The 13,843-nt window shown below is 62.2% G+C and carries 5 protein-coding genes and 5 pseudogenes; 1 reads left to right on the plus strand and 9 read right to left on the minus strand.

Annotated features, from left to right (window positions below):
• Positions 1 to 486 precede the first annotated feature (486 nt).
• Positions 487 to 1,296: a hypothetical protein gene (locus JQT59_RS34595; RefSeq protein ID WP_213574121.1), complete on the minus strand. Its 810-nt coding sequence runs from the start codon at positions 1,294 to 1,296 to the stop codon at positions 487 to 489.
• Positions 1,297 to 1,484: 188 nt separating this feature from the next.
• On the opposite strand from JQT59_RS34595, the pseudogene JQT59_RS34600 reads away from it, so the two are divergent.
• Positions 1,485 to 1,769: pseudogene (locus tag JQT59_RS34600) on the plus strand (ATP-binding protein); the annotation flags it as partial.
• Between the two features lie 381 nt (positions 1,770 to 2,150).
• On the opposite strand, the pseudogene JQT59_RS38575 reads toward JQT59_RS34600, so the two are convergent.
• The 8 genes and pseudogenes from JQT59_RS38575 to JQT59_RS34640 form a co-directional block, all read right to left on the minus strand.
• A pseudogene (locus JQT59_RS38575) lies at positions 2,151 to 2,395 on the minus strand (response regulator transcription factor); the annotation flags it as partial.
• A pseudogene (locus JQT59_RS34610) lies at positions 2,364 to 3,366 on the minus strand (IS481 family transposase). The pseudogenes JQT59_RS38575 and JQT59_RS34610, both read right to left, overlap by 32 nt.
• Before the next feature lie 149 nt (positions 3,367 to 3,515).
• Positions 3,516 to 6,506 (minus strand): annotated as a pseudogene (locus JQT59_RS37850) (protein kinase domain-containing protein); the annotation flags it as partial.
• Positions 6,507 to 7,059: 553 nt separating this feature from the next.
• Complete coding sequence (locus JQT59_RS34620) at positions 7,060 to 7,722, minus strand: TetR/AcrR family transcriptional regulator (protein WP_213574125.1); 663 nt, start codon at positions 7,720 to 7,722, stop codon at positions 7,060 to 7,062.
• Positions 7,723 to 8,664: 942 nt separating this feature from the next.
• The gene (locus JQT59_RS34625; RefSeq protein ID WP_213574127.1) at positions 8,665 to 8,856 is read right to left on the minus strand and encodes a ferredoxin; all 192 of its coding nucleotides are present in this window, start codon (positions 8,854 to 8,856) and stop codon (positions 8,665 to 8,667) included.
• A 976-nt stretch (positions 8,857 to 9,832) separates the two neighbouring features.
• Positions 9,833 to 11,230, minus strand: a pseudogene (locus tag JQT59_RS34630) (IS1380 family transposase).
• Positions 11,231 to 12,122: 892 nt separating this feature from the next.
• Positions 12,123 to 13,034, minus strand: a complete 912-nt coding sequence (locus JQT59_RS38580) for a DUF7064 domain-containing protein (RefSeq protein ID WP_502939768.1) — start codon at positions 13,032 to 13,034, stop codon at positions 12,123 to 12,125.
• A 350-nt stretch (positions 13,035 to 13,384) separates the two neighbouring features.
• Entirely contained in the window at positions 13,385 to 13,795 is a 411-nt protein-coding gene (locus JQT59_RS34640) for a hypothetical protein (protein WP_213574129.1), read from the minus strand.
• Positions 13,796 to 13,843: the final 48 nt, after the last annotated feature.

Below are 13,843 nucleotides of genomic sequence, written 5' to 3' on the forward strand. Positions count from 1 at the left end.
CCATGGCAGCGTGTCCGGAACCTCACCGGCCCACACCTCCAGTTGCGGCATTCACTGCAGGATCGACGCCGTAGCGCGCCACGACATGACCTGTATTCCACACCTCGTGCAGCTCGGCCGAGCAGCGCCCCTCGTCGGCAGGCCCAGCGCCACATGCAGCGCGCGGACAACCACATCCACGGTCCCGCACAGTAGAAGCAGCAGGTGATCGAAGCGTCCATGCAGTCTTCGAGCACAGGTGTCGTGAGGTAGCTGCCCAGACTCCAGATGATGTCGTGTGAGGTACGCAGCGAGCCGACCTTCGACAACGACCCACATGGGTCGTGCCGCCCGTTCGCGTATCGACTCAGATCGCCGCCCCAACAGCAACTACACGAGACATCGCTTGCACGAGCACCTTTGACAACCGAAACAGGAGTGATTCCCAGTCAGATGTCAATACGCCGTGTGAATGAATCGCCGCCTGATGTCCACGCCCTGCCGCCCTCAGACAGCCGGTAGCACCGTCACGACGAAGGCGTGCCGCGGAGCACAGCGACTCACCGGACCCTCCTCGTAAAGTCGGGCGATCGCCACTGGTGGTGTGAACCGGCCGCCCATCCGGTCGTGCCCGCTGATCCCCCGGAGCCGGCCCTCCCACCACCGTCGCACCGCCTGCTCCTGGGCAATCGATGCGGGTACTTCGATGTCGACGATGTGTACATCGGTGTAGTCGTGCTCACTGAGCTGGGCCATGAGGATGTCGCCGAGCGGACCCCATTGCAGGGTGCCTTCGATGACGACGTTCTCGCGTCGTTGCAGGCACACCTCGCGGACGTCGTCGATGACTTCGGTGGATTCGGTGGTCTCCGGTGCGCGATGCCCCCGACCCGCCAGGAATCGGCGCGCGAACCGCTCGTAGCGTCGAATCGTGGTCGGGGCCAGTCCCCGCGCAACAATCAGATGGTGGCGATAGCGGACCAACATCTCGTCACGACTCGTCGGCGTCGCCAGCGTCTCGAGCGGTACCACCTGCCGGTCCCGCAGATACTCCAACAGGCGCGCCACGGTCGCCACCGTCGGCACCCGCCGACGACCACTCGCCCGCCGGGATGCCAAGAATCCTTCCACCAGAGCAATACTCAGGTCCTCGACCGTAAGACCCTCGCCGGTCAGCCACCGATCGAGCTGCCCCATCAACACCATGTGGTGCCGGACGGCGCCGGGTCGATGCCCGAGTCCGCGCAACTCCTCCTCGAAGCCCACCGCGAACGGCACCAGCGGTCCCGCACCACGCATCCATGAAATCGTGCCCATCGGACACCTCCTCCGTCGGTGGAGCAACCTGCGCCACCGACGGAGCCTGGAACACGCGGGATTATCCCGACCCGAATTCATCCGGATCTATCCGCAGATGCCCCTCACCTGCATCAATGCCGCCGCTTCGATACCCATATCGGGATAATTCCGGGGTCGGAATAAATCGATTAATCCCGACATCGGGTTTAGTCGACGATTTCGCACTTCGCCCGCTCGACGCCACCGAGACCAATGACTTCTACGAACTGGTCGTCGGGCGGCATCGCCGCAAGGCGACGATCGTCAGCTCGAATAGGGAACCGTCGGAATGGCTGTCGATGATCACCGACGCCCTGCTCGCGCAGTCGGCGATCGACCGGCTCACTTCCTCGGCGCACACCCTCGTCATCGAGGGCCCGTCCTATCGGCAACGCACCCGTCTGGGGCATGGCGCGGTTGACAGTTCAGAAGGCGAGGTCGATGCTCGATGACATCTTCGGGTGGTCCCATGCTCGTGGCAACGAGGTGGTCCCATCACCCTGGCAAGCGACAACCCCGCCGGGAAGCTGGGGTTCACGCGCCCCGCATGGGCACCCGACTCGTCGACGAGATCAATGCGCCGCTCGTCATGTTGTGACTTCCGCCGGGAGGTCGCACCATGCACGGTGTCCCCGCATCACAGGTCTGACGGACGTACTCATCATGGACCGCGACGGGCATCAGTCGCCGGGCTAAACTTGGCCGTCGGTGATGTCTCGACGGATCCGCACACTATCGTGGCTCCGGCACGCACCGGAATGGACATCGAGCTGCGGATCCGGCCACGGATGCTTCCAAACCCGTAACACGGTGTCCTCGTTCGTGTGGGGGTGCTACTGTGCGGCATCGCTCGATCTCGCCGATTCCACTACCCATGCCGCAATTTGTGCCCGCGAGGTGAATCCCAGCTTGACCAAAAGGTAGTCTACGTGCCCCTGCGCGGTGCGAGGCGAGATCACCAGGCGAGCTGCGATCTCCTGTTGGTCAGTCCTTCAGCAATGAGTTCGGCGATCTCAAGCTTACGCTTGGTCGGCGTGACCGATGGACTAGCTGTATGAGGCCATGACGTTGGTGACACCGGCGTGGAGCTTGCTCGCGGGTGGCCGGTTTCCAGCGGCAGTGTGAGGTCGATGGTAGTTGTAGTGCACGTTCCACACTTCGAGAGCTTGTGAGCGCTGCTGCTCGCTGGTCCAGGTTCGGGCGTAGAGGAACTCCTCGGACAGGATCGAAGTTGTAGCGCTCGACCTTGCCATTGTGGCGTGGGGTGTATGGGTTGATCCGCTGGTGGCGCGCGCCGTGCAGAACCTTGGCGAAGTCTTTCGCGCGGTAGCATGAGCCGTTGTCGGTGACGATCCGATTGATGTGGCCGATGCCGTGTGCTGCGAAGAACACCCGGGCTCGATGCATGAATCCGATTGCCGTGGAGGCTTTCTCATCGGTCAAAGCCTCGGTGTAGGCAAGGCGGGAGAACCCGTCGACTGCGGAGTGCAGGTACACGTATCCGGCGCGGGCTCCGGCAGCCTTGGCGCGTTCGACGGCCTTCGCCTGATCAGAGCCCTTGCCGTGGGCACGCCAGCCACCGCCGTCGGGGATCCGGCCGACCTTCTTCACGTCCACGTGCACCATGTGCCCCTGCCAGCGGGCGACGATCCGGAGCGGCGCCCGGTTGGACTCGCCGGTCGGGTCGAGGAACCGGCGGCGGTTCAACCCGAGGTGGGCCAGGTGGCGGCTCACGGTGCGCACCGAAATCCTGGTGCCCTCTACGGACAATTCCAGAGCGATCCGTCGGGACGACCACTTCTTGTCGCGGCGCAGCGTCTCGATCCGCGTCACCATCTCGGCCGGGGTGGCGGTGGGCTGGTGGTGCGGGGTGCTTGGGCGGTCGAGCAGTCCGAGTTCCCCGAACTCGCGATAGCGGTTCACCCACTTGCTCGCGCAGGCACGGGAAATGCCCATTTCCGCGGCGACGTGGGCGATGGGACGGGTCTGACACCGCTCGACGAGTCGGCGGCGACCCTCGACGGAGAGCGGGGCGTTACGGTGGAGCACGGACGGGTTCTTTCTGTCGGCGGATGCGTTGGTGGTACTTCTCATCCTGCCGTCGGAAGGCCCCGTCCCCTACGCTCAGCCCATGCTCCGCCCGGCGTCTACAACGTCATGACCCGCAACAACTAGCAGCTGCAGCGGGGATTCAAAAATCTCTCGCCCAGTGCGTAGGCGACGGCGGCCTCGAAATCGGGCATACTGCCCTCCCGGTATCCCGCGGCGAAGGCCTGCTTAGTCATCACCTGTCGAGTCTTACCCTCGTACTCGTCCTGGTACACGAGCATGTCCGGCAACAGCACCGGCGAGCTCCCTACTGACCGACTGAGCTGCTCTGCGACTTCCAGCCAACATGATCGCACGCCTGGGATTCTCTTCCTCAGCTGCGATCCATGCCAGTGCTTGAATGCACATGCTGTTGTTCATTCGGTCGTTGACTTTTCTGCCCGTCTTCAGTGCCTGCACGAGTAGGCGAGTAGCTCACGTGCGACCACCTTTTCGCCACACCGCAATTGCTAGCGTCCACAAAGTATGTGCCCGATGCACGGATTTCGCCCCGCGCCTCCGTAATTGTGCGCACGTGCTCGTAGCATTCGATGGCCCGCTCGGTGTCGTTCTGCAGTTCGCACGTGATGCCGAGGCCGTCGAGAGCGAGGACCTGAAACAAGAGGTCGTCCCGTGCGATGTACACGCTGACCGCACTTTCAAGAAGCGAGCGTCCATCGGACAGTTTCCCTCCGAACAGTGCGATATCCAGCGGCGTGGTCGATGTGTGCGCGAATCAAGGCGTTATTCGACTGGTCGACGAGCGTACGACAAGCTTCCACCAGGTCCGCCGACCCCTGAAGGTCACCCTGCAGTCCGCTCATCAGGCTATATGCAAATGTCGCTTTGGCTCGTTCGACAGTGAGGGTACCAACCTTGCGGGACAGAAGGCGACCGAGCCACCGACGCCCCTCGTTGAGCGACCCCTGGGAAAGCCAGAAAGGGCATAGTGCGGCAGCGATCCGCAGTCCCGTTGCGGGTTTGTCGGACACCCAGAAATCCAGCGCCTCACGGATATTCGGTTGTTCCCGACCCAGTCTGGCGATCAACGCGAGCTGCCGGGAACTGATCCATTCGGATTCCGCCTCGACCGCCAGCCACTCACACCAGTCGCGGTGCCGACGGCGAAGCGCGGTGTAGTCGCCACTCTCCTGCAACTTTTCCCGCCCGTAGGCGCGTACGGTCTCGAGCATTCGGAACCGCACCGCGGATCGACTTGTCGACGAGAAACGTCACGGTGTCGAGGAGGTCGTCTACGTCGTCACCATCGCAGACCTGTTCCGCGGCCTCGAGCTCGAAACTGCCCGCGAACACCGAGAGCTGCGCCCACATCCGTCGCTCCGCAGGAGTGCACAGGTCAAAGCTCCAGTCGATGCACATCCGCAACGTCTGCTGCCGCGACGGCGCGTCCCTGCTGCCACGAGTGAGCAGCAGGTAACGATCAGTGAGACGCTGCAGGATCTGATCGGGCGTCATCGCGCGAAGCCGGGCCGCAGCCAGTTCGATCGGTAGCGGCAGCCCGTCCAGCCGCTGACAGATTCGGGCAATGGTGACCTTGTTCTCCTCGGTCAGCTCGAACCCCGGGACTACGGCAGCGCCGCGTTCCGCGAAGAGGGTGACCGCATCGTTGCGGGGCAATCCTTTCGGCAGGTGATCCGGATCCGAGACAGGCAACGGGGGAATCAGAACCGCTGTTTCCCCACCGATTCCGAGCGGTTCGCGACTCGTCGCGAGAATTCGCAGCCGAGGGCACGCGCGCAGCAGGATTTCGGCGAGCTTCGCTGCCGCGGCCACAACCTGCTCACAGTTGTCCAGAACCAACAACACTTCACGCGGAGAAAGAACTCGACGAGCACCTCGTGCGGGGGTCGCGCCGACTGGTGACGCAACCCCAGCGCGGCCACGACCAGGCCCGCCAGCAGCGTATCGTCGCGCAGCTCACCCAGTTCCACCAACGTCACACCGTCCGAGAAGTTCCGTCGCACCTTGGCGGCCGCACGCAGAGCAAGCCGGGTCTTCCCCACACCACCGATTCCGGTCAACGTCACCAGCCGCGACGTCGACAACAGGTTCGTCGCCTCGGCCAGTTCCGTGCGGCGGTCGACGAAACTGGTCAGCTCCAGCGGAAGTCCACCCGTTCGACCCGAATCCGCCGGCGACCACGACGGCCGGGCCGACGATGCGCCCGGCACTGCCGCCGGTTCGGTGTGCATTGCCATCTCGTCGACCGGGAAGCCGTGATGACGCTGCGACTCGCGGAGTTGCCGACCCAGTTCCACGGCAGAGGGACGAGCGCCGACTTCGGCCGACATGGCACGTTCGATGAGCGCGCTGACGCCTTCGGAGACGCCGTGTTCGCGCGGGTTCGGCACCGGCTCGGACGTGATCCTCAGGAACTGTGCCACCACCTGCTCGCCGCTGCGGCGTTCGAACGCCGCATGACCGGTGATCGCCGCGAACAGGGTGGCACCGAGGCCGTACACATCGGCGGCGGGACTCGGAGGCTCGCCCGCGACAACCTCGGGGCGGTGAACGCCGGCGAACCCGTCACGACGCCGGCCGTGGTTTCGAACCCGCCGGCGATGTGAGCGCTGCCGAAATCCGCCAGCGCGGGCTCGCCGTAGTCGGTGAACAGGATGTTCCCGGGCTTGACGTCGCGGTGCAGGATCCCGAGGCGGTGCGCGGCCGCCAGCGCGCCGGCCATCTTCACCCCGAGTCGCAAAGCTTCCTCCAGCGGGAGCGGTCCGTGACGCCCGATCCGCTCGTCGAGCGACCCCCCCGGCGTGGTACGGCATCACGATGAAGGGCCTGCCGTTGCCGGTGACATCGGCGTGGAGAACATTGACGATACTGGGGTGACCGGTCAGCCGGCCGGCCGCACGCTGCTCACGCAGGAACCGTGCCCGATTCTCCTCGTCGAGGTCGGCAGTGAGGACCTTAACCGCCACCGTGCGATCGAGCGCAGCCTGCGTGCACCGGTACACGACCCCGGAACCGCCGCGGCCGATCTCCTGGGCATCCTCGAATCCGGCCGCCGCCAACTCCGCCGTGACCGAACCGGACACGTCGCGTTGCGTCGCGAACGAATCGACACCGGTCATCGGCTACATCGATTCATCCGACACAATACGTTGCAAAGGCACGGGCTTCTTTCACCCCTCAATCATGCATCCCCAACGATGTCGCGGGAAAGCCCGATCAGGCCGAGGGCGAGCAACATGGCGCCGAGTCACCGATGATGGCTCATTCGGTGGGACAGCTACTAAGCCTGGAGCCACCGACGTGGTGTCCGGGATGGGTGAGCCGAAACGACGAGATTCCCTTTGCTTCCTGAAAGAATTGGACTGCCTGTTGACGCGGCCACCGGCGGTAGACGTAGCGGCCGTCCCCTTTCCCATCGCGAAGCCTGCGGCGGATTGCAAAGGCACAGTCCTGCAAACGGGAGGCACGGGTGATCTTCAGATGCAAGGAAGGTGATTGTGTGCAGGCGCCCCGCAATATGGCCATCCACCACGCGTCACTCTATCCAACCCAACCACCTCGGTCACACCAGCACGCTCCGATCCGCGAAAACTGCTGAGCCCAATCGCCGACGCGCACCTTCCCTGTGTTGAGCAACCCGAGCCCTCCGAATCACTGCGCCATGGAGGCTTTTTACTGGCGCTTCAGGTTTTTAGACACGGGGCGACCCTTGCGAACCGTGACGCCATCGGTCGGCGCTACGAGGGCTGGAAGGACGAACGTTTTCAACATCCGCGCATGGGCAGGATCGCTGGGTTCCATGGATTCCATGCTGTTGAACAGTGCAAACTGCACAAGTGCGAGCCAAGTGTAGACTTCCGACGAGTTGAGGTCACTTCTCATTTCACCCCGGGTCCTCGCCTCCTTCAGAAAAGGCTCCCAAAGGTCGGCCGTTAACTCGGCAGCCAACTCAAGAGTTTCCGACCACGACTCTCCTCGCTGATTTGCCGGGGCCAGAACCATAGCCACGATCGGATCTTCGCGCGCCAAGGCGACGGTATGAATCAGACCCGCAATGAGATTATCCTCAAAGGATCCCTCCCTTTGAAGAAGTTCCCTGCTAGCCTCCAGCACTTCTCGAGCGCGCCAATCGATCAGCACTGAGGTCAATTCAGTACGATCCTGGAAGTACCGGTATACCGTCGGACGTGAAACTCCAGCCTCCGTCGCTATATCCTCCATCGTCGTCTTCGCCAAACCGAAGCGCAAGATCACCTTCTGCGCAGCATGGAGAATCTGCGAGCGGGCTTCCTCGCCATCTTTACTGAGGACGTTCCCTGCTTTCCTGCGCGCCATGTCACCTTGAGCTTCCACTCGGTTATCAAACTATTCAGCGTGGCCTATAAATCACTAGCAGTTCGCGACAGCTGGACGTACACGTATTGCACGATCACCACGCTTCAAGTATACAACATTCGTTTGTCGTCTCAACGACAACACGAAGGACCGCCTCGGCGTTGGTTGACATGACACCCGGAGGGCGGGATACACCCCTCGCACCGCCCCGTCTCACAGGGCCTGGCACTACGCTCACGTAGTGATAGTGAACACCGCCCTTCGACGGCAATCCGATGCCAATTCATCGTCACCCGAGCTGGCCTTAGTCGCATCACCCTGAGGAACATGCAGCCCGTGTGCTCATAGATCTGGAGCACCGCGGTCTTAGCGCGCTACCTCTGCGCGCGGAGATCGTCCTCCAACAGGATCGGCGGATCCTCGATCAGGGTCGTCTTCCCCACGTCGTGAAACGCAGTCGCGCTACTCGATCGGAACGATAGTCGTGCACTCACGACTATCGGTTTTAGTTCAACGCCTGCCATAAGCGGACGCATTGTTCAGCAATGGATTACGAGAATCCTGGCGCGGATCGCGACTACGCGCAACACAATCACTCTTCCTTCTCGCGCAAGCACCGAATTGTCACTCGTGTCGGCGAATCTCGATTGCCCATGGAATTTGTCGAGGCTCACATCGTCGGCGGGGCAATCAAAGCTCAACCGGACCGACCCGCAGGGGGTCGGCCTGCGGGGTCCGACTTCGCGACGAGTCAATGTTGCTCGCCGCAGTGCGCCTGCTAATGGGCGATCCGCCACCGCAGTTCTGCGAGCATGCCCACAACGTGCAGGATGTCCACTGTGCGGGCCGCCAGATTACGAGAGGGGTCACCTTTTCATAGTTTCGGGGTCGGATACGGGGCATCCGGCCGTGTAGGTAATTGTGATGCCGCGATGTCGATGTTCATTCCCTCATCGAAATTGCAGTCTCGGGACAATTTTCGACCGCGCTCCGCGCGCTATCAAGGTACTCGACCGCTGGCCGAAGGTTGGTCACAATTCCCATGCCTTCTTCATCCATATCGAATACTTCAGGAGCTAATAGATAACAGCGGCCATGCCCCTGACATTTGGTCGTGTCAATCTCAACTCGCATTTCTCACTCCTTTCCAATCTATTGGATCAGGGTGACTTCCGTTTACACGGAAGACGCCCCTGAATTGCAGCCTTATGTGCACTGCGTGACAGCTCAAGGCTTTACGGTGTTTCCAGCGTCAACCGCGAGTGCAACACCAGTGACATAGCGAGCTTCATCGCTCGCGAGCCATAGCATGGGCTGCACCCGTGATAAAGGCTGCCTTTTCCGAAACTCTTCCCATCAGCCTGACTCCTTTTCCATCCGATACTCAAGTTGCAGCATTCTGTACGACTGAATGAATCACTTCTGAGAGCTACCAGCCCTCGCTGGGCAGCGCTTCGGGACTCCGCATGTGGCGTTGAATGTCAGCTCTCGCAATGCGCAGCTAAATCCGCGGGCAGAGACGGGTTGCTACCTGCCTCAAACCGACATGCACTACTTGCGTTCTGCAGAGCCACGACATAGGAAAACCAAACTCAAACGTCGAGACAAAGTACGTTGTGTGTAATGTCGTTAAGGTTAGCTACCTCACTGCAGAGTGTCAACGCCATAGCGGTGCCCACGTCATGCGGTGCCCGGAAGTTCCACCTTCATGAATCGTGGTGATGGACGCACGCTCATTAGCGGCATGAACGAAGCTGGAAGCCAATGCTTACGACCGCATTCGGGGTGTGGATAGCGGGTCGAGCCACCGATGTGCCACCCGGACCTTTCTTCCCGCCAGACGAATTCGGTTTCGACCGAAACATCCACTATTTGACAACCAGCTTCATCAACCGTCGCCGGGACAGTATCGAAGGCATCGAGGATCGGACGAATGTGGTCGGCGAGGTGACCAAGCAGCCCAACTGCCTCTAGCCTCGATCTTTCGTCTCGCGGACTGGCCTGCGGATAGATGGCCGGTAGTGAGGTTCTTCGGGCATGGGCGTGCGAGGTCGCCGGGCGCTGCGGTCGCCGGTTCTCCGTGGATGGTCGTTGGGTCGGTGAGGGGTGGTCAGGCGATGCGGAGCGTCCAGGCGGTATCGATGAGGTGGTTGTAGGGCCAGCCTCGGGGAAGTCGGAGTAGTCGCTTCCGGCCGGTGTGGATGGTTCGTCCTGCGATGGCGAGGATCCGCAGGCGCAGGCGTTTGGGTTCCCAACGGCGGACTGGTTCGTGTTCGTCCCAGGACAGGGGTTAGGTCCAAGCGAGTAGTTCGGCTGCAAGGGAGACGATTTCGAACCAGATCTGGTTCTGCGCAAATCCGTGGAAGGGCAGGTTCCTCATGCCGGTGTCCTTGAGCCCACGGATGCGGTCTTCGGCCCGGGCGCGTTGCCGGTGTCGGATCTCAAGTGTCGCCAGGGTCCACCCGGGTCCGCGGGTGTTGGTGGCGAAGCACGTTATCCGCCAGCCGTCGGAATCGGTCAACCGTAGTTGCGCACCGGGATGCGGCCGTTCACGACGGACGATGACCCGCATCCCGGCGGGCCAGTCCTTCGGGCCGGGACGGGTGGCCCTGGTCGGAGTCGGCATCCATCCGGTCAGCTCGGCAACCTGGGCGCCGTCGCGGGCTTCGCCGTCCCCGTCCACCGACGAACGCCACGCCTGCACGGGAATCGCCTCGATCGCCGCCTTCACGGTTTCGTGGGCGGGGAACCCGATCGAGTACTCAAGCCCGGCATCGGTGATGTGATGCAGGAACGCCTTGGAACATCCTCCGGAGTCGGTGCGCACAAGCACCTGACCCCGCTCTGCCGCGGGCAGTTGGTCCAGCGCACAGTCGAGTGCGGCGATGTGATCGGCCTTGCTCCACGGTGAGGCTTTGCCAGGGCCGCAGGTGAAGGATCAGCGGTTCCCCGGTGCCGCGCTCACCGTGGTCGACAAACACGCACATCGGCGAGAACCCGAACGTCCGCTTGTGAGTGGGTTGCGCCAGTTCCTTGTCCGAGTGCGCGGTCACCAATGTCGAGTCCAGGTCGACGATCACCTGGCCACCGTCCCGACTGCCGGCGATACCGGCCAGTGGCCGGCGGCGTGCCCACACCGCTGCCGTGCCCGGGCGCGGGCAGCCCGGATCGTGGGCAGAACGGTGTCGACGTCGCCGGCGAGGGCGGTGACCAGCCGTGACACTGTCGCGTCGGAGGCGACCGGCCCGAACAGTTCGGGCTGGGCCCGCACCACCGCCAGGTCAGCGACGCAGTCACCACCGAGTGCAACTGCGGTCGCCAGGTCGATCAGTACTTTGCCCGGATCGTGGATCGATCGCGGAGGCCGCCACGGTTCCAACGCTGCGGACAAGGCTCGGTCCAACCCCGCGACCCGGGCGGACCCACGAAGCAGCAGCGCTCCCGACGACGAGATCAGCGACTCGCGGCCGCGGTCGAGAATCAGACTCGGATAGAGGTTAGTCTTCACCTGCGGAGTGCCTCTCTGAGTGGCGGACCTTGACCTTCGACAAGCCAAGAATCCACTACCGGGCAGGCACTTCCGTGCGTTACACGCCACCCTCACCCCGCGGAAGACGAAATCCCGAGGCTAGTGGCCGTCTGGTGAACACCGTCCGACACGCTGCAATATTTTCACCGCATCACCGCCATGTCATACTCAACCGCAATAGGGGGCCAGTTCCCAGTTGGACTTCACCTACACGAACTACTGCGGGACTGAAATCGGCTAAATCCATACTCCGGACAGTTGACAATCCTTCATGCGGTGGATTTCATGAGCGAGCAAACCTACAAGAACGAACCGCGTGCCTTCATCGACTATTCACACTCAACGGAAGATTCACGAGAACAGTACGCTTTAGTCGATTCATCTTCGAGCACGCTCGGGGAATCGCCACGGTGTTCGCCGCCGGGAAGAGGCACGACACCACGCCGCCCCACTCTCACACCCCGGCGACGAACCCCGCCATCCACGCTCGCCGAGTTGAATGCCACCCTACTTTTACGATGTTTCGGCCAGGGACCTCTACGAGGCTGACGTGATGCCCTCGTCGATAAGTGCCATCACCGAGTGATGCCGGGACCTGCCCTGGCCTCGGACTCGGCGCAGTCCCGTGCCGAGAACCGCCTCGTACCGCTTTGCCCTCACCCTGCCACACGCCGGTCGCATCGACGGGGATTGTGTCGCCATCACCATGCTGAGCGACGGTCGTCGAGTCCATCCCGCTAGCCCCTCGGCGTCACGTCGGCGAGCTGAGTGCGACGCGGGCGTACCCGTACCGCAAGCTGATATGCCGCTGCTCGGCGAATCGAGTGCCGGTGCCATGTGCGGTGACGGCAGTCGAATTCGTCCGGATCGATCAGACGCCCCGCCGGACATACCCCTGCTCGACGATTCCGCCACCGGCCTCCCCCGACGCGGTCCTGAACGTGTGGAATTCGTCGTAGGCGCTCATCACTGCGCCCGTCCGCGGAGGCCCCATCGGAACCCACTGTCCGGCTGGCCGGCCTACCGAGGCCACGGTGAGCCGATCGCCGGAGTCCAGCTCGATCTCTGCCTCGACGAACAGTCCGCTGCCGTCGCGTGTGAACGAACTGACGCCGGCCACCGGCGTCGCGGTATCGCCGAGCAGGAATCCCGTTGCATGATCAGAGCCGTCACTGCCGTACAACCTCATCACACTCAAGGCAAAGGTTTCGAATTTCCACATGAACCCGAAGTACTCGGACATCCCGATCGTCTCGTCACGAAATCCCCAGGTTCGATCGCGGAATCCGGATCCGTCAACCGCGGATTCCTGTCCTCGGAGGTTGACCGAGCCAACGACCGAGGCCGCCTGCTGGTAGTGCTTGAGAGCTCCCGTCTCGGCGTAGCCGCCGAACGCCTTTGGCGAGGCGTCGCCGACGAAGTCGGCCCGCGCGAACTGAGGCATGAACCGAAGTTCGGCGGTCACTTCCGAGGTAGAGATGGTGAAACCGGTGTCAAGATCCAGCCGGATGGATTTACTCTCAAAGCTCCCCGGGTCCAGAGGTTCAATGAGCTCGATCGTTCCGTTCGGTGTTTGCAAACTGAACCGCGCCTGGCGCGCGCCTGCGTTCGGCGAGGTCGAGACATGGACGGTGCCGTATATCCCGTTCTCGTCGTCCCAAAAAGGAAGCCACGCATTGTCGCGCCACGGGGGAGATCCTTCGCGGAGGTCAGCGGGAGCTGTGATGGGCTGCGCCAGCGGACCCCACACGGTGTCCGCGCCAGCACTTAGTTGAGAGGACATGGATACTCCTTGCAATCATCGGACACTCATACATTTGTAACGCATCTTCATACTTGCTTCGATCATCCAGAGCCGGACCGACGCTGGCGATCTCATCGACGTCCACAAGCAGGCATCAAGACACGATCTTTTTCGGCCCGATCCCATCCTTCGTCTAAGGGTCTAACAGTGGGTGGTGTCGATAGGTCACCATGCGCAAAGGGGCGCTGACCTCCAGTCCCGCGGTGCTCAGGTCGCGGCACTGAACCCACCTGCGCCGAACGGCGCCTGAACTCGCTCCACGGCGCTGGTGGCCGATAGTTCTGTTCGTCGCCACCAGCAATGTGAGACCTGTCCTGCCGGCCTGACGACTACTTCCGGTCGAATCCCTGTGCAGCAAGGTACTCGTTGTACTTGATGAAGGCAGGCTGCATGGCCGGCAGCAACTGGAGGAGCTTGCCCACCGGTCCCTTCACTTTGATCTTCCTCCGTGCGAGTGCCATCGGAACATTCAGATCACCAAGCCAGAACTTATGGCCGGTGTCAGTGTCCATGAACAGCTCGATCTCGACGTCAGATGCCTTTGCAGCGTCGCCTTGCCGCACGACCGGCGGATCCTGGGATGCGTCAAGGACGATGACCAACTCGGGGTCCGTGTAGTTCATGCGGAACGCTACATTCGATGCAACCCATTTGGCTTTCAGTTCGGGGTCGACGGCGACATTCTCGATGAACTTACCGAGAGTAGCCGCGGCTTCCTCAGTAGATGAGAACAATGGCATTGCATTTCCTTTCACATAGATGTCGTTGCTGAACGTGTTCGTACCAGG

Source organism: Rhodococcus sp. USK13 (assembly GCF_018343855.1).
In the GTDB taxonomy this organism is placed as follows: domain Bacteria; phylum Actinomycetota; class Actinomycetes; order Mycobacteriales; family Mycobacteriaceae; genus Rhodococcus_F; species Rhodococcus_F oxybenzonivorans.

Bases quoted from the DNA above. Each gene is read 5' to 3' on its own strand.
- JQT59_RS34595 (WP_213574121.1), bottom strand. From the start codon at position 1,296: ATGGGCACGATTTCATGGATGCGTGGTGCGGGACCGCTGGTGCCGTTC.
- JQT59_RS34625 (WP_213574127.1), bottom strand. From the start codon at position 8,856: ATGCGAGTTGAGATTGACACGACCAAATGTCAGGGGCATGGCCGCTGT.
- JQT59_RS38580 (WP_502939768.1), bottom strand. From the start codon at position 13,034: ATGTCCTCTCAACTAAGTGCTGGCGCGGACACCGTGTGGGGTCCGCTG.
- JQT59_RS34620 (WP_213574125.1), bottom strand. From the start codon at position 7,722: ATGGCGCGCAGGAAAGCAGGGAACGTCCTCAGTAAAGATGGCGAGGAA.
- JQT59_RS34640 (WP_213574129.1), bottom strand. From the start codon at position 13,795: ATGCCATTGTTCTCATCTACTGAGGAAGCCGCGGCTACTCTCGGTAAG.